Source organism: Collinsella aerofaciens (genome assembly GCF_039752775.1).
Lineage (GTDB): Bacteria > Actinomycetota > Coriobacteriia > Coriobacteriales > Coriobacteriaceae > Collinsella > Collinsella aerofaciens_R.
Genome location: NZ_JBDMGT010000025.1, coordinates 19,628 through 37,161, shown reverse-complemented (window position 1 = coordinate 37,161; position 17,534 = coordinate 19,628). Strand labels below are relative to the sequence as shown.

Sequence of the window (17,534 nt, the reverse complement as noted above, 5' to 3'; positions counted from 1 at the left end):
GAAGTACATCCGGGAGCAGGAGAAGGCCGACATCGCGATCGACCGGCTGAGCGTCAAGGAGTACGAGGACCCCTTCGGCAGGGGGCCGGGGCGTAAATAGCGCCGGTTTGACCGGCCCGTCACGGGTCAATCTGCAGTGCGGCCCGAACCCCGTGAGGGCCGGCGCCTTTAGACGCGTGCCGGAAATCCAAGGGTTATACCCTAAGAGCAAACCACCCCTTTTAGGGGTGGTTTTGATTGTGCAAAAAGGTACAGGTTTTTGTAGAGGCGTATGGAGATGCACCCATTCGCGGCGCATTTTGTGCAATCTGGGAAAACGCGAGCAGTTTGCTTGTATAATGAGCTTCGTCGAAAGATACAAAAACCTGTACTTTTGCGACTGCGCCTAGCTGCGAGCGAGAAGCCTGTTCTTAACGCCCCTGCATCCGCGTGCGTCGCGGAGATAAGAAAAGGGGGCGAGAACATGGAACAGACGATGCGGCGCCAAGAGCAGCTGCCCGGTGCCTTTAGTGGCTCCATCACCAATGGCCAGCACGGCCGCGTCCGCTGGTATCTGGTTCACACCCCCAATGGAAAAGAGCGCGAGACCTGCGAAAAGGTCCGCCGCATTATCCCGCACGAGCTGATGCAGGACGCTTTTGTGATGCAAAAGGAGTTCTGGTTTAAGCGGGACGGCGCTTGGTCGCTCCAAACCAAACCCATGTACAAGGAATACTTCTTCGTCGCCACGCGCGATGCCGCCCTGCTCGATAAGGCTTTGGCCCAGTTGAGCTTTGGCTGCCGCATTGCTGGCAGCAGGGAGCGGGCCTATGCGTCTATGCCGGACGATGCGCAGGACTGGTACCGCTCCGTACTCGATGACGACGGCGTGGTGCGCAACAGCGTAGCCCGCATAGAAGACGGCGTGCTGCATATAGAGCAAGGCCCGTTGGTGGGGCAAGAGGCCCGTGTAAAGAAGGTCGACCGTCATAAGCGCTGGTGCCTGGTAGACGTGGGCGAAGGCGACTCCGCATTTAGGGAGCTGCTTCCGTTGGACGTGCCCAGTAAGACGTAAGGGGACGTCGCACTGGCAATTCATTCGCAATTTGAATTCATCGATTGGGGGATCCCTGGGGACAGGGACGTGGATTTGAACTTGACTACTAAAGAAGCGACAGGGAAAAACGCGCCGGTGGGGGCCGCGCTTGTTGCCCAGGCCATGAATAGCGGCGACGTGAGCGTGCGCTACAAGGCCATGCAGGCCGTGAAGGACTGGGACCGCACACGCCTGGGCTACAGGGCCGTAAAGCGCGCCTTCGACCTCGTGTTCAGCGGCTGCGTGCTGGCCGTCATCGCCCTGCCGAGCCTGGTGCTCGCCGCGGCCATCCGCCTGGAGAGCGAGGGCAACCCGTTCTACAGCCAGATCCGCGTGGGTCAGACCCACCGCGACGGCAGCCTGTCCACCTTCCGCATGTGGAAGTTCCGCAGCATGTACAAGGACGCCGACGAGCGCCTCGCCGAGCTCAAGGAGCAGAACGAGATTGCTGGCGCCATGTTCAAGATGAAGGATGACCCGCGCGTCACCAAGATCGGCAAGTTCATCCGCAAGCACTCCATCGACGAGTTCCCGCAGTTCCTCAACGTGTTCCTTGGCCAGATGTCCGTCGTGGGCCCGCGCCCGCCGCTGCCCAACGAGGTGGCCGAGTACACGGAGTTCGACCTGCATCGTCTTGCCGTCAAGCCCGGCATCACGGGCCTCTGGCAGGTGATGGAGCGCAACAGCACCGGGTTCGACGGCATGGTTCGCCGCGACCTGGAATATATCGCAAAGAGGGGTGTCCTGTTGGATCTCAAAATTATCTGCCTCACCGTGCTTGAGGTGTTTACCGGGGATGGTGCGTGCTGATGCGCCAAGCTATTCATATCATTTTGCTATCAGGTGGTTCGGGTTCTCGGCTCTGGCCCCTTTCGAATGATGCGCGATCAAAACAGTTTCTTAAAGTGTTGCGCGATGCCAATGGTAACCATGTATCGATGGTGCAGAGAACTTTCGACCAGATTGAACGCGTTGTTCCCGGCGCGGATGTAACTGTGGCAACCTGTGCGACACAGGTTCGTGCTCTCGAGATGCAAGTTAAGGGTCACTATGCTGAGGTCGTGGAACCTGAGCGCCGTGATACCGCTCCTGCAATCATGCTTGCGTGCGAGCACCTACTGGCAAAGCAGGGTGCGGGTCTTGCCGACCCGGTTATCGTGATGCCCATCGATTCCTATGTCGAGGATGCCTACTTCCAAAAGGTTGCAGATGTCGCATCGGCAATCGAGGCGAATGCTGCAGACATCGTGCTACTGGGCGTTGAACCTGCCTACCCGAGCGAGAAGTACGGCTATATCGTTCCCTCTGAATCACAGGGCTCCCCGCGGATGGTGGAGTGCTTTACCGAGAAACCCAATGAGGCCAAGGCGAGCGAGCTCATAGGTCGTGGGGCTCTTTGGAACTGTGGCGTCTTTGGATTCCGCCTTGGTTATGTTCTCGACATCCTGTCTCAGTATGGATCGTATACAAGCTATGAGGACCTTCAGTCGCGTTATGCTGAGCTTCCAAAGAACTCGTTCGATTACGAGGTGGTGGAGACGGCGGAATCCGTTGCCGTTATTCCGTATGCTGGATCTTGGAAGGACCTTGGTACTTGGAACACGCTTACCGAGGAGATGGGCGAATCTGTAAGCGGACGGGTTTCCATTGACGAAGACAGTTGCTCTGATGTTCATGCCATCAATGAGCTAGGCATTCCCGTGGTGATCGCAGGGCTCCATGATTCCGTGGTGGTCGCAACGCCAGACGGAGTCCTGGTGTCCGGAAAAGAAGAATCCGCGCACATTAAATCGCTGGTGAAAGAGGCGGCCGAGGACCGTCCTATGCAAGGGGCCATGACATGGGGCTCGTACCGGGTTGTCGACTCAGGTTCCTATCGCGATGGCTCGCGAACGATTGTGAAGGAGATTTTCGTTCGGGCGGGTAGTCAGATTTGTGAGCAAAGCCATGTTAACCGTTCAGAGGTGTGGACCATCGTATCAGGTGAGGGTCTGTTTTCGCTCGCGGGCCGCGAGCGCCCCGTGGTCGCTGGAAGCGTTGTCGAGATTCCTGCCGGTGTTCGTCACGCTTTGCTAGCGCGTACCGACATCAACGCCATAGAAATCCAGCTGGGCGATATTTTGGTCGAGAGCGATAGCGTGCGGTATGGCAACCATTGGGGAGAGTCGAATTGAGTCGCTTGAAGTTCATGAATACCGAGGTCGACAACATCACCTTTGATGATGCGGTCGAGCGTTGCTGCGAATTGGCTTCTGGATCGCGACGGGGAAATTACGTCGTCACGCCTAACGTTGATCATATCGTGCAGCTCGAAAAGGACGATGAGCTGCGTGCCGTATACCGTGATGCGGACCTTATCCTGACGGATGGAAAGCCGCTCATCTGGATATCCAAGGGATACGGTAGCCCGATAAAAGAAAAGATTTCCGGATCCGATTTGTTTCCCGCCCTGTGCTCCGAGTGCTCCAAGCGTGGTCTCACGATGTACTTCTTCGGCGCGGCACCTGGTGTTGCTCAGAAGGCGGCGGACAACTTAACAGCTAAGTTCCCGGGATTGCGTGTTGTGGGCACGATGTCTCCCGATTATGGCTTCGAACGCGATTCCAAAAAAGTTGATGAGGCGATTAGCCAAATCAATGAGACTGCTCCCGACATTCTCATCGTGGGACTCGGTTGCCCTAAGCAAGAGAAGTTCATTCATCACTATCGGGATCGTATTCATGCGAAGCTGATGCTCGGATTGGGAGCGAGCTTGGATTTCGAGGCGGGTAACGTGACCCGAGCTCCCGAGTGGATGCAGCAGTGCGGGCTTGAGTGGCTTTATCGAATCACGCAGGATCCCGCGCGTTTGGCAAAGCGCTACCTGGTCGATGACCTTAAGATCGTTCCACTCATCTTCAAATACCGTAAGGCTGGGTGCTAGATGAAATCCAATGCCTCTCAAATACGGGTGCTGATGTGCTGCTCCTCTCTAGATGTGAAGGGTGGCATGGTCTCCGTTGTCAAAAACTATCTATTATACCCTGACTGGGACGAATTCAACATCGATTTTGTTCCAACCCACGTTCCGGGTAATAAGGTGCGTGTTGCAGTTCACTTTGCGCTGACGCTCCCGAAAATTCGTCATATGCTGAGGAAGCACGAAGTCGACCTGGTTCACCTTCATGTTGCCGAACGGGGCAGTTTTTGGCGGAAGGCAATGATCGCGGAAGAGGCAAAGAAGAACGGTATCCCCGTTGTGTTTCACCATCATGCAGCCGAGTTCGAACCGTTTTTTGCGGGTCTGAGTCCAGACGCGCAGGAAAAGGTCGAGAAGGTGTGTAACGATGTCGATGTGAACCTTGTGCTTTCCGACTCGATCAAGCACGCCATGGAACAGCATTTTCCGAATGCTTGCTTCAAGGTCCTCTACAATGCCGTTCCCACTTACGGGAGGAATCTCTACAACCCTGACGCAGATACCATTGTATTCATGGGCAGGCTTGGTGAGCGCAAGGGGACATTCGATCTGATCAAGGCGTTTAGCACCGTAGCCTTTCGAATCGACAGCAAATACCATGTCGCCCTTTGCGGCGACGGTGATATTGAGACAGCCCGCAACCAGATCGATGAGCTTGGGCTATCTGATCGCATCGCGTGCCTTGGCTGGGTCGATTCGGAGCAGCGCGAACGCATCTTGAACGACGCCGTCTTGAACGTCCTGCCGTCATACAATGAGGGGCTTCCCATGAGCATTCTTGAGGCGATGGCGCATGGTATTCCCACAGTCAGCACGAACATCGCGGCTATTCCCGAAGTGGTTCAATCGGGGGTTAACGGTGTGTTGATTGAGCCAGGTGATATCGATGCGCTTGGCGATGCCCTTACTTCTCTTTTGGACGATGCGGACGATCGGAAGCAGATGAGCGAAGCCGCTTTCGACCTTATCGAATCCACCTATTCTCTCGATGCTCACATGAAGCAGGTTAAGGAGTTGTATCAAAGCCTATGCTAGGTTTCATTCGAAACGCCTTTAAAGCCCTTTACCTTAAGCGACTGGTCAAACATGGGCTCGTTGTTGGTAGCGATTTTCAGATGGAAAAGGGTTGCAACATCGATGCCAACTTCCCATGGCTGATTGAAATCGGCAATAACGTCACCTTAGCATCCAATGTCTGCCTTCTTGCCCACGATGGCAGTACAAAGAAGCTCGTTGGGTACTCGAAGGTCGGCAAAGTTTCAGTCGGTGACAACGTGTTTATCGGTTACGGAAGCATCGTGATGCCGAACGTTCGTATCGGTGATGGATGCGTTGTGGGTGCCAATTCTGTCGTTACGCGCAGTCTGCCCAATGGGGTCGTTGCGGCTGGGTCTCCCGCTAAGGTCTTGATGACTGTGGAGGAGTTTGAAGAGCGGACGAAAAAGGTTACCAAATCCGGGGGAGGGGTCTATGGGTCAGAGTTCCTTCGTGCATCGATTACGTACGATCGAATGCAGCAAATGCGCGAAGAGCTCGACGGCGGTATGGGCTTGATTCTATAAAAACGATTGCTGTGGCTGCATCGATGGTATTCGCAGCGTTTAACAATTCACTAATCATAGGTCGTTAACATTCGGCTTAAAAACGAAATGAGGGAAGGGAATCTAATGCCCAAAAAGTCAGTTGCTATCATGACGTATCATCGTGCTTATAACTACGGAGCCGCGCTGCAAGCGTATGCGACTGTCCAGTATCTTAAGGATGCTGGTTTTGAGCCGATTATTATTGACTATTGCCCCAACAATATATTGGGTTATGGCACGTTCAGAAATCTGTTTAACGACGTGTCGAATATGAATTCGGCCTTTCCAATTCGGGTTGCCAAAGCATTCCTCAAGTCTCTGGGAAATCGTAAGAGGATTTCTACATTCGACAGGTTCATCGATAGAGAAATGCCTCTTACGAACAAAAGATACTTTTCGTGCCAGGAATTGAAGGATGATCTCCCGGAGGCGGATATCTATTGTTCGGGTAGCGATCAGGTTTGGAATAACTACTATACAAAGAAGTTCGATCCTTCGTATTTCCTTGCATTTGCACCTAGCGGTTCCACATGCATTTCGATTGCTTCGAGTTTTGGTAAATCATCCTTTAATGAGGAAGATTCAGCTTTCATTAACAATCAGCTCTCGAAATATACCTACTTGTCCGTAAGAGAGACGTCAGGAATCAAATTGCTTCGGGAAATGGGCTATTCAGACGTCGATTTGATGCTCGACCCGACGCTTCTTGTTTCGCCGGATACGTGGAGCCACTTTGCTAAGGATACTGACGAAGAGAACTATGTTCTTTTGTATCAGCTCCATGGAGATAGCGACACGGCGAATTGTGCTCGTGCATATGCAAAGCAACACGGCTTGAAGATCAAGTCGATTATTACGATGCCCTATCAGACTAAGCCCGGTTGCCAAAACATCATCGCTCCAGATGTCCATGAATGGGTTGGGCTCTTTAAGGGCGCAAACTGTGTGTTCACTGACTCCTTCCACGGAACCGTGTTTTCCCTCGTCTTTAATAAGCCGGTTGCTGTAACGCTTCCTTCTCACTTTAGTACCAGGATTACAACTCTGTTGAATGCTGTCGGTGCCAACGATCTTATTTGTTCTGATGTACAGGAATGGTCTTCCCGTGTGCGGAATATCGATTTCACTGATATTCAGCGTGAGCTTGCAAGTCTGTGTGCCGAAAAGCAGGCTTTGCTGAGGGATCGTCTGAGCCACATTGGCTAGCGTGATTCGCAATACGAATATGAATACGATGACAAGTATTATTCAGAGAGCTTTGAACACCCCGCTTCTTCCGAAGTCGGGGTTTAGGTTCCTGTTGTTCATTCTCTACAACCTGCTTTATGTTGCCTACATGCTGGGGTATGCGTCACAGGCCCTATATATGGCTACTTTGCTGCTCTTTTGTGCTGCCAACGGCATTATCTTTGTATATAGAGGCACCGCTAAAATACGCGGATTTCAGTATGCCGGTTACATACTTTTCTTTATCGTCGTTTTTGGAGCCATCTCAATTCCAATTCAGATTATGCATGATGGGTTACGAGGGTTCCTGTTCTCTGCGCTTGGACGCCTTGGTTTGCCGATTATCAATGCCCTGCTATTTGCTAATTCGGTCGATGAAGAGGATTGGAACTATTACTTCAACGTCCTCTTGGTCAGATTCTGCTGTCATTTTCTTTTTATGAATGCTGACAATCTGTCCTTAAGTAGCATTCTCTCAATAAACTGGTCTGATTCCGAGGCGGCGACCGAATCCTCTCTTGCTCATGACTTTCTAATCATGGAGATGCTCTTTCTGGCGATGAAGCAGAAAGGAAAGGCCTTTATTTGTTTTCTTTTCTGTATGCTTTCGATGAAGCGCCTTAGTTTCATTCTCGCCCCGGTTGCATTTGTCTTGTCGAGTCGCGTGCCTAAGGGTGATGTGAAACGCGTCTATCGCGTGCTCGTTATGGTTGCGATAGTTCTGAGCCCATTCGTGCTGATGTGGCTTTACAGGTATGACGTGATGGGATGGCTGTATAGCTCCTTTGGAATTGACCTTAACGCTGAGATGACTGGCCGTCCAACCATCTATCATCTTGCCATATCGGGTATGTCTGGCGACTTTAATGGCTATGGTTCGATTAATTACTATCTAGCCGGGTACGCTTCATCGCATTTCGGTACTGTGTGGAACGGTATTCTTCACAACGACACTATCGGCATCTACTTGGAAACGGGATTTCTGGGAATCGCATCTTTCGCCTTCGGCATTGTGGAATTCTCAAAGAAGAACTATTGGCATTTCTTTATGATGCTGTATCTCGTCTTCGTTGCCATTACATCGCATATTCTTGATTATTTCAGTGTTTGGGTAACCTTCTATCTTGCGGTTATGTGCATGAACGTTTCTCAAGAGAAGGCTATGGATGGCTCAGAGACCGTTGACATTCCTGAGGGTGCGGTAAATCGAAAACCCTATTTAAGCAAGCGATAAGGAGGCCGATGAGCTCATGAAGCATAACGTCGGAATCATTACAGTCATATATAGCACCAATTGCGGAAGCGTGCTTCAAGCGCTTGCGATGCAGGATGCGTACAGCAAACTTGGATGCAATGTGTCATTCATTTCTACGATCAATAAGCTCTCAGCGCTTTCTTACAAGAAGGAATTCAAGGACGTTATAAAGGCTTTGGTGTCTAGGTCAAGTCCAGGCGCCGTTATTAAAAGGTATCGAGATTCCCGGCAGTTCATTCGTGAACATTTTCACATCGTCGATCCTAGTGGAGCTGAACGCTTTGATTTGCTTTCCATTGGCAGCGATACCGTTTGGGATGTAACGTCGCCATATTTCTTGGAGTCCCAGGATGTCTTCTGGGGATTGCCATGGGATGGTTCTAAGATCGTCACCTATGCAGCCTCAATCGCGAATTCGCCCTATGAAACGTTGGATTCGCTGAAGTATCCATGTGAGTCCATAAAGAAGTACGCGAACATCAGCGTTAGGGATGACTATTCCTTCGAGTACATCACTTCTCGGACGGATCGGGTGCCGTGCAAGGTGTGCGACCCCACGCTGTTGAAGGATCGAAGTTTTTATCAGGGATTCTGTAGGTCAATGGAAGAAGCGGGCACCTATCTTCTACTGTATCTGTTCGATACGCCTTCAGCTGCGGTGGTCGACGAGATCAAACAGTATGCAGCCGATAACAGTTTGAAAATAGTGTCACTTGGTCGCCGTATGCCGTTCGCTGATATGCATTATGAATCGACCGTCGTTTCTTTTCTTTCCTGCTTTAATGGCGCATCAGCTGTTGTCACCAACACCTTCCACGGTACGGTGTTCTCGTTGATTTTCCATAAGCGGTTTGTCGTTCTTGACTATCAAAAGAAAAAGATTGAGAACTTGCTGCATGACCTTGCGTTGGATCAGCGAATTGTCGGTGCGGGAATCGAAGCCGTTCTCAACGAGGATATTGATTACACCTCGGTTGAAAGTAAATTTAGCGAGTTGAGAGCCAGCTCTATTGGCTATCTCGAGAAATGTGTTCAGGATTAGCTCTATGGCAGTAGGCACAAAAAAGAACTTTATCTATAACTCAGCGTATTCGATTCTGAATATGGGATTGCCGCTTGTGACGGCACCATACCTTGCTCGAATCATCGGCGCTGAGGGTACTGGAATCTACGCGTATTCGTTTTCCATCGCGCAATTCGTGATTCTTATTGCCAAGCTCGGGCTTACCAATTATGGAACGCGGGAAATCGCCAAAGTACGTGGCAATCAGGATGCGTTGAATCAGCTGTTCTCGCGTCTTTTTGGACTTCAGTGCTGCTCGACGGTTTTGATTTCGGTTTGCTATGCCATTTACGCATTCTGCTTTTCCTCTGAACATTTCATCATGGCCTTGGTGTTTCTGATTTGGGTGGTCGGCACCTTTTCAGATATCGATTGGTTTTGGTTTGGCCTCGAGGACTTTCGGCGTGTTTCCATCAGGAATATTACGGTCAAGCTGCTGAGCGTCGCCGGGATTTTCCTGTTCGTGAAAACGAAGAGCGACACGCCGCTGTACGCATTGATCATGGTGAGCGGATATGTGTGCGGCTATCTTACGAACTGGATAGGACTGAGGAAGCGTGTACGAATCCTTCCTCAGTATCTGTTGGACTTCAAAGAGCACCTCTTTCCCTGCTCGTTGTTGCTAATCCCAACGCTTGCTTTGAATGTATATCGGTCGTTGAACAGAGTGATGCTGGGTGCGATGAGCACCATGGTTCAGACGGGTATTTTTGATAATGGAGAGAAAATCGTCTACTGCCTGTCAGGCCTGATTGCTTCTTTCGGTTCAGTCATGATGCCGAAGATGTCGAAATTGGTGGCTGAGGGGGACTCGGCGAAAATCGAGCACTATATCTCCCTCTCCCTAAGGCTCATGGCAATAATGACCTCGATGATGGCGTTTTGCTTGTTCGCAGTTGCAGACAGTTTGATTGACCTCTTGTTTGGTGCTGAGTTCAGCCAAAGTGCCAACATCTTGCGTCTGTCCGGTTTTGCTCTAATTGCCATGGGGTTAGGCAATGTCATCAGAATGCAGTACATCATTCCGAGCAAAATTGATGACATCTATGTGAAGTCCACTCTTATCAGCAGTATTTTGAACGTGCTTATCAATGTATTGCTGATTCCTCGTTTGGCTGCGTTGGGTGCGGCTATAGCGTCCCTAGTGGCTGAAAGCTTCGTTCCGCTTTATCAATATTTCCGTTTGAGGTCACGATTCGATTACTCAAAGGCAGTGCTTGCCAGCGTGCCGTACTACCTGATTGGACTTGCAAGCGCACTTCCGGCATTACTAGTCCAACGGGTATTTGGTATCTCTGTTTTGACGTTGATCCTTCAGCTTTTTGTCGGTTCGATTCTGTTCATTCCTTTGACGGTGCTTTGGGCGCATGTATTTGACAAAACGCTATTCGAATTTGGCCTTTCAATCGTAAGGAGAAAAAAGAATGTCCGTTAAGGAGCAGCTGCAATCAATTGATGCCCTGCGTAGGGTTGTGAAGGCGCATAAGGTTCGCAGGGAGATGCGTACCGATGCGAATCGATTCGTCGCCAACTACGCGGAGTCGATGTCGGATCACGCGTGTGTTGATTATCACGTGCTTCTGATCGTTCACAGCTTAGAAAAGGGCATGTGCTCTCAGAGTCTTCGTCCCTTCGGCAAGAAGAAGGTGCGAGAGCTGATTGATTATTTGAAGACGTATTCCGAGAACCAGAAGGTATCGACGGCGTATGAGATGGGCGTCAGCATTCTTTTGGTTTGGAAAGACCTGTTTGATAAGCATGGCTGGCAGCAGGAAGACGGCTATAAAGCCGTGAACGAGTTCTTGAAGACGATTCCGGCCTCTTTCGAACCGGTCCCTGTCGGCGCTCATGAATACACGCTTCAAGATGCGACGGCGCATCGCATTGATGATTTCGCGACCGTTATCAAAGATCGTCATTCTGTTCGTGAATTTAAGCGCGTGCTCTTGAAGCGCGACGATGTTCTTGATTGCGTGGAAGCGGCTCGGTATGCGCCTACCGCCTGCAACAGGCAGATGATTAAGATTCTCGAGGTTACCGATCACGCAAAGGCGTCCAAGCTCAAAGATGCGCTCATGGGCCTTGGTGGGTTTGACAAGGACGCCGTCACGCTCTTTGTCGTGACGTTCGATCTCAACGCGTTCACCTTTTATGGAGAGCGCAATCAGGGCTATTTAAATGCGGGTCTTGTTGCCATGAGATTCGCCGACGCTCTTCACTTCAAGGGAATCGGGTCGTGTTTCCTACAGTGGGGGAATACCGGTGCCGAGGAGGCGGCTATTTCCAAGCTGCTGAACCTTAAGGACAGCGAGCGCATCGCGGTTGTCTTGGGTGCCGGTTACTACCCGGATTGCACGATGGTTCCGTATAGCCACCGCAAGGAAATCAGTGAGATTTTCATAGAGGTATAAGCTCTTCGCATCTTGTAAGCAATTAGGGTTATGGACTCGTCGACGGGGGAATGACGGTGAACGACGTATCTATCGAAAACGAATTTGATCGCTGGCTGGAAGCGATGGACGGTAATGAGGATCGGGAGGCTCTTAATGCCCTCGCGTCTAATCCTCAGCTTCTAAAGGACGCGTTCGCTCGTGACCTCCATTTCGGTACTGGTGGCTTGCGCGCTAAGATTGGTATGGGCCCTAACCGGTTGAATGTGTGGACGGTGGGTAAGGCTACTCAAGGTCTCGCCAATTGGCTCAACTCGCAGGTTGATGAACCGCTGGTTGTTATTGCACGGGATTCGCGCCACGGCGGCCCGGAATTCGTTCATCGTGCCGCTGAGGTGCTCGCTGCAAACGGAGTTCGCTCCGTGGTATTCGAGCATCCCTCTCCCACGCCGGTTCTGTCGTTCGCTGTTCGAGACCTCGGCTGCTCGGCGGGCATTATCGTTACCGCCTCGCATAATCCGGCTGAGTACAACGGATACAAGGTCTACGGGCCCGATGGCTGCCAGGCGACAACAGAGATGTGCCGGCAAATTCAGGCTGCCATCGATTCTGTTGATATTTTTGACGATGTTTGCGCGGAGCCTTTCGATGCGGCAATTGAATCTGGTTTGACTGCGTGGGCCAGTGGAGATGTCTTGGACCGTTATGTCAGCTCTACGCTCTCGTGCTCGCAGGGCATTGATTGCAGTGACCTATCAGTCGCGTATACTCCGCTCAACGGCGCCGGCCTTGTGTGTGTGCAGCGCGTGCTTGGCAATATGGGCATGGGTGCATTTCATGTCGTTGCGGAACAGGCCGAGCCGAACGGTGACTTCCCAACGTGTCCTAAGCCTAACCCCGAGGTTCCGCAGACCATGGAGGCTGTTATTGATCTCGCGAGCCGAGAGAGATGCGACCTTGCCTTGGCGACGGATCCCGATGCTGACCGAGTGGGGGTTGTTGTTCGCCATGGCGGTGAATATATAACGTTATCGGGTAATCAGGTTGGCGTGTTATTGCTGGACTGGCTTGCTCGACGGGCTGCTTCGAGGGAGGGGCTTGACCGAAAAGTTGCTGTCACCACGATTGTTTCAACGCCCATGGCAGATGATGTGGCAAATGGGTATGGCTTAGAGCTCAGACGCACGTTGACGGGTTTTAAGTTTACTGGTGAGCAGATCGGGCTCCTTGAGCAGGATGGTCGACGGGGAGATTTCCTGTTCGGCCTTGAAGAGAGCCTTGGGTATCTGTCTGGAACGCACGTGCGCGATAAAGACGGCATCGAAGCGTGTATGCTTGTGTGCGAGATGGCCGCGGATCTGAAGGCCGATGGGCTTGATCTGGTTGATGCCATGGCGCACTTGTATGACCGCTATGGCTGGTGGTCTGGCAAGCAGTTAACGAGAGCTTACGAGGGTGTCGACGGTGCCGAGCGAATGGCTGCGCTTATGGACAGATTTCGCGCGGGAGCTCCTACCGAGATCGCCAACTTGACAGTTGACCATGTGATTGACTACAAAGCGGGTGCGCCTATGCCAATAGTGAATTCGCTACCTGACGAGCCCGTTCAAACACTGCCGCCGAGCAACGTGCTTGAGTGGAGACTCTCGAACGGGTCTCGTGTACTTGTTCGTCCGAGTGGTACTGAGCCTAAGCTCAAGGTGTATCTCTTTGCGAAGGGCTTGACGAAAGAATCTGCTGATAACCTATTGGATGCTTTGTGGAGCTCTATGAATGCATTGCTTGATTGCTGAGATGGGGGCGCGGACAAATAGTTGGACCGAACCGGTCCGGTTAGGAGTTCGCAGATGACGAGCTACACGGAAGAGGAAAAGCGCAAGGCCGTTGAGATGGTCGAAGAATGCGTAGGGTCCGTCATGCGCACGACCCGCAAGTCGGGGTAACCCTTCGGCAGACTCTCTACCAATGGCTCGACGAGTGGGCGGCGTACTTCGCCACGGTGTTCCGGCTCGCGCGGAGCACTCGGGCGATCTCGGATCTCGAGTGCCCGGCGGCATCCATCGACCGTATATCATTCACTGTGTCCAGGGGCACGGTCATCTCCTCCACCCTTCACGGGCCGGTTCGCCAAAGTAACCGCCCCGGGAAACCATGCGGTGAGGGCCGCGCCCCCGGTCCCCGGGGCGCGGCCCTCTTGCTTAAACTGCTCAATTTTTCGTGCTCACGGTGCTCATTTTCCAGCGAACACTCGGACCACTTCTTAGTGAACATCTACAGCGCTTCTGTTCCCCGGCAGCGGCGACACCGTGCCGGGGCACGCAGACCTCTTGTGGAGCAGCAAGGTTCGAGTGAGCGCGTTATCATGCACCCCGGTTTCTCTCCTACGCATGAAACCGCTGCTCCACGCTTGGTTTGGATATGCTTGAGGCTGGTGTGATTGGTATTAGAATCAATTAGTTACAACGCGTGTTCTGTTTTGAATTATCACGCAACCGTTTGGCGAAAAATAGTTGGCGAGCACTATTTTTCTGTTTCAGACATAGAGTTAATTCTAGTCAACGGCTTTAAACACTAGAGGCCTAGTAATTCAATATAGATAAAACGTTTGCTCCTCGGGAGAGCTTCGATTTCATTTTCAATTATTGTTGGCTGATATGCTATCTGATTTTGACCGCATGCTTCAAATTCGCTTTGTCTGATTAAGTGATCATTTGGAACGGACTTAAAGCATGCAGCCGAATAATTCTATAGTTATTGAACTACTGTTAGATTGGCCTTTCGTTCGCAAACTTTTCTTGCGTGCGTTTTCCCACCTAGTACAACTTGCGCACTTGTTCCGGTAAGCAGCTGATAACACAACTCAAGGGGCAATGCGGTTTCATTGGTTGCCGTGCTAAGTTTTTGCGGCATTTTCAAGAGCAGATTAATGACCTGCTTATTTACCTCGGATTGTTCCGGAATTATCGCATTGGGCTCATCCGTTCTCCATCCTGCCGCGCTTAATTGCTTGAAAAGATTGTGATACTGCCAATCCGTGAGTAAGCCAATGTCGTGTGATCTAAAGATAAATGCTGCCACAGATACCTTCCATTGCTTTTTAAGGACTACTGCGTCCCGCAGGCTGAAGCTTCTGGGCGTATATTTCAGCATAGTTGATTTAGGCATTAGGAAGGCCGAGGCAAACCTGTTCGCCTCGGCTTCGATTTCTTTTGTAGTTGACGTCCCCATGTCGAGATTTCGATGCATTACTAGATGCCCGAGTTCGTGAGCCGCATCCATTCTGCGCCGCTCACCACTCTTTGAAGTCGTGAGAAACACATATGGACATTGGGTTTTTGGTTCCCAGTACGAAAAGGCGTCAACTTCGTTTCCAATCTCTCCGGCAAAGAAAATACGGATACCGTGGCTCTCAAGGAGGGCTAGCAAATTAGGGATAGCGCCGTCTCCCATTTTCCATTCTTTACGAAGCATTTCTGCGGCGAGAACGGGGTCTATGCCCTCTATGGTGGGGACGTTTGTTTTTGGTAGGTTGAACTTGGTGTTGCACCAGTCGGATAGTTCCGTTGCAAGCGTTGCCTCGGCGGTTGCAATGTCTTTTTGACTTCTTTTGAGCTTAGTTCTTGCTCTAAATGAAATAGCCTCTTCTGACATGGGCTCCGTTGTGTGCAAATTAAAAAATGCTTCGGGAAAACGCAGCGCCCGTATCAAGCGCTGCTCGATTTCGGTACTTGGATTAGTAATGTCGTTTTCGTAGTCGGCGATAGACTTGGGCGTGACCTCTACAAGCTCGGCTAGCTCTTTTTTCGAAAAGCCTCTCATTTTTCGCGCAAGAGTTAGGCGTGTGCCTTCCATTTACTTCCTCATTCGGATAGTGGGTTCAAAGCGGTTGTCATTTCTTATGGTATGGGGGTCCGCATGAACGCTTTGGCTATTATCTAACCGCTACATCGGGTTCACTTGGTTCAATGGGCGAAATGTTGATGGTCGGTATATCTTCGTCGGGCGGGAGTGAAATCTGAACGTTCTGCAGCGGAATGGGATTCATAATGATGCGTTTAATCCATCCACCGACCTGGTTGTTTTCGTCAAAATGTGGCTTAGAGAGTTCCATGCGAATCTCCTGGTGACAATAGTCCACATAGAATACCAAGTACCACAATTTCCCTTCTTGTTGATCGACGACATAATTATCTGGATCGAATAGGGTCATTTGACCGTCTACGACTGATGGCGTCTTGCCCTTCTCTTTTAGCTTTGGGCCAAAACCCCCATTTACGCCAGTTGAGGCGCTGCCTGTGGCGACGGTAATCTTGACGGACCCATCAGGCGAGATCGTATAGGGGAGATTTGTTACATTTTCTGACTTCCAACCCTTTTCTGCCATTAACTCACGAATTTCGGCAATTGAGATGTGATACATAAAGGTTCCGCGTGCCGTTGGGGCAAGAAAGCCGTTATCCAAAACCGTCGTGGAGTCCCGTGCATACTCCAGTGCCTTTCTGAACATATCTTCGGTAAGATCCGGATGCACATCAGAAGGGGTTGCAAAGCAGGGTCGGAGGTGACCCTTTGGCGTTAAACTGTCAAGCTGTCGAGCAAACATCTATCTCCAATCAACTACATTTTCTAAACCTAATTCTAGGTCTAGAAAATGTAGTTAGCAAGTAGCTTTACGGTTTGGATTAATGACCTCTATTCGGCGATCCTGTTTTGGCGTTCGGTGGCTTTTGGGTTTCGGTCGATAGCGCCCCCTCCTCTTCTGTGAATGATTCCAACTTCACTTTGCTTGTTTGGGGCGTTCAAATGGCAATCTGCTGCCTGATGAAGCTTTTTGATAGTGGTGAATTGTTGGCATATATGCTGCGCTTACAATTGCTTTCTGTGGGCGTATTCTTTGGCTGCATATTGGTGCTTTTCGCGGCATCCTATTTTCTATCGGGAGGCAAGATGAAGGAAGGCTTTAAGAAACGGCTAGGCAAAACCTTTGCCTTTAGTAAGAAGGCTGCCAATCTATTTATAGCTAGTCTGGTCATTATCTTTCTTCCACCACTTGTTATAGCGTTCCTGTATTCAGTTGACGCGCAACAAGTCGTTATTAGAACACCGTGGAGTGCCGGCGAGATGCTTGGCTACTGTGGGACCATGGGGGCAGCGTTTATTGCCCTTTTGGGCATTGTTTACGGTATCGTTGATGCTTGGGACCAACAACGGACGCAGAGCAGGATGAGCGCTGCACCTTATTTCTCAATGATTATGCTCACGCAGAAAAATAAAATAGGCTGGGCATTTATGCTTCCGCAATATGAAGGAGATCCTGAAGAATCTGCCTCTTCTGATGCGGTGTCAAATAGTGATTCCAAAGGGTATTACGAGGGTGAAGAACGTGATACCTACGTGCTAATTGGAAATGCAATTGAGTATAAAGACGGTCTTACCAACGAACAGCGAAAACGTGTTACACATAGTTATCTATCTGAATCAATAGAGGGTCTTAGCCTCGCAACGCCCAATCCGACAATTTATGTTCCATTGAGGTTCAAGAACGTTGGCCCTGGTTGCGCCAACAATGTAAAGGTCGGCGTTAATCGCAAAGGCGCGGTTTGGCGAGGTGTTAGATCCTTGACGCTTGATCATGGGGAGAGTTTTTACCTTGGTATTTTCATAGATACGCAAACTGATTCTGCGATCGGGGAGTATGAGCTTGGAATTGCTTTCTATGACTGCTTAGGTTTCAGATACATGCAATTCTTCGAGCTGAAAGTAGTGAAGGATGAAGATGGGGGACATGTTGCGGAGCTGGAATGCTTGGGTAGAAAGACCATAATCGACGATCAGTCTTATACAAATTAGTCCTTTGATGCTGACACGAAATAATCAGCGTCGTTGAGCGCTGTCGCAGGCGCGGTTGGCTCACTGTGATTATTGAAGGGCTGCGCTCGCATACGGTTCGAGAAAACTAAAGTAGAATTATTATACGTTCAT

15 protein-coding genes are annotated in these 17,534 nt (G+C 50.7%); 13 read left to right on the top strand and 2 right to left on the bottom strand.

All coding sequences use genetic code 11. The annotated features are described in order from the left end of the window. Positions 1-463 precede the first annotated feature (463 nt). The 12 genes from ABHR63_RS07605 (at position 464) to ABHR63_RS07550 (ending at position 13,345) form a co-directional block, all read left to right on the top strand. Positions 464-1,054: a hypothetical protein gene (locus tag ABHR63_RS07605; protein WP_346964712.1), complete on the top strand. Its 591-nt coding sequence runs from the start codon at positions 464-466 to the stop codon at positions 1,052-1,054. A gap of 81 nt (positions 1,055-1,135) precedes the next feature. Then, a complete protein-coding gene (locus tag ABHR63_RS07600; protein WP_346964711.1) occupies positions 1,136-1,885 on the top strand; it encodes a sugar transferase in 750 nt (249 codons plus the stop codon). Next, entirely contained in the window at positions 1,885-3,249 is a 1,365-nt protein-coding gene (locus ABHR63_RS07595; RefSeq protein ID WP_346965941.1) for a sugar phosphate nucleotidyltransferase, read from the top strand. The genes ABHR63_RS07600 and ABHR63_RS07595 overlap by 1 nt, the downstream gene beginning before the upstream one ends. After that, positions 3,246-3,998, top strand: coding sequence for a WecB/TagA/CpsF family glycosyltransferase (locus ABHR63_RS07590; RefSeq protein ID WP_346964710.1), 753 nt, complete (start codon positions 3,246-3,248; stop codon positions 3,996-3,998). The genes ABHR63_RS07595 and ABHR63_RS07590 overlap by 4 nt, the downstream gene beginning before the upstream one ends. Continuing rightward, the gene (locus tag ABHR63_RS07585; protein ID WP_346964709.1) at positions 3,999-5,069 is read left to right on the top strand and encodes a glycosyltransferase family 4 protein; all 1,071 of its coding nucleotides are present in this window, start codon (positions 3,999-4,001) and stop codon (positions 5,067-5,069) included. Beyond that, entirely contained in the window at positions 5,063-5,596 is a 534-nt protein-coding gene (locus tag ABHR63_RS07580) for an acyltransferase (RefSeq protein WP_346964708.1), read from the top strand. Before ABHR63_RS07585 ends, ABHR63_RS07580 begins: the two co-directional genes overlap by 7 nt. Before the next feature lie 105 nt (positions 5,597-5,701). Then, on the top strand, positions 5,702-6,823 hold the full coding sequence (locus tag ABHR63_RS07575) for a polysaccharide pyruvyl transferase family protein (protein WP_346964707.1): 1,122 nt from the start codon (positions 5,702-5,704) through the stop codon (positions 6,821-6,823). A 160-nt stretch (positions 6,824-6,983) separates the two neighbouring features. After that, positions 6,984-8,078: an O-antigen ligase family protein gene (locus ABHR63_RS07570; protein WP_346965940.1), complete on the top strand. Its 1,095-nt coding sequence runs from the start codon at positions 6,984-6,986 to the stop codon at positions 8,076-8,078. Between the two features lie 16 nt (positions 8,079-8,094). Continuing rightward, complete coding sequence (locus tag ABHR63_RS07565) at positions 8,095-9,141, top strand: polysaccharide pyruvyl transferase family protein (protein ID WP_346964705.1); 1,047 nt, start codon at positions 8,095-8,097, stop codon at positions 9,139-9,141. A 4-nt stretch (positions 9,142-9,145) separates the two neighbouring features. Next, complete coding sequence (locus ABHR63_RS07560; RefSeq protein ID WP_346964704.1) at positions 9,146-10,597, top strand: flippase; 1,452 nt, start codon at positions 9,146-9,148, stop codon at positions 10,595-10,597. Next, a complete protein-coding gene (locus ABHR63_RS07555; protein ID WP_346964703.1) occupies positions 10,587-11,573 on the top strand; it encodes a nitroreductase family protein in 987 nt (328 codons plus the stop codon). The genes ABHR63_RS07560 and ABHR63_RS07555 overlap by 11 nt, the downstream gene beginning before the upstream one ends. A 50-nt stretch (positions 11,574-11,623) precedes the next feature. After that, on the top strand, positions 11,624-13,345 hold the full coding sequence (locus ABHR63_RS07550; protein WP_430392741.1) for a phospho-sugar mutase: 1,722 nt from the start codon (positions 11,624-11,626) through the stop codon (positions 13,343-13,345). Positions 13,346-14,303: 958 nt separating this feature from the next. Here the strand turns inward: ABHR63_RS07550 and ABHR63_RS07545 are convergent. Continuing rightward, positions 14,304-15,404: an XRE family transcriptional regulator gene (locus ABHR63_RS07545; protein ID WP_346964701.1), complete on the bottom strand. Its 1,101-nt coding sequence runs from the start codon at positions 15,402-15,404 to the stop codon at positions 14,304-14,306. A 79-nt stretch (positions 15,405-15,483) separates the two neighbouring features. Further along, positions 15,484-16,155 (bottom strand): hypothetical protein, encoded by a 672-nt coding sequence (locus ABHR63_RS07540; protein ID WP_346964700.1) that lies wholly within the window; start codon positions 16,153-16,155, stop codon positions 15,484-15,486. Between the two features lie 200 nt (positions 16,156-16,355). Between ABHR63_RS07540 and ABHR63_RS07535 the strand changes: the two genes are divergently transcribed. Beyond that, positions 16,356-17,402 carry a hypothetical protein gene (locus ABHR63_RS07535; RefSeq protein WP_346965939.1) on the top strand — a complete coding sequence of 349 codons (1,047 nt, stop codon included), beginning with the start codon at positions 16,356-16,358 and terminating at the stop codon, positions 17,400-17,402. Positions 17,403-17,534: the final 132 nt, after the last annotated feature.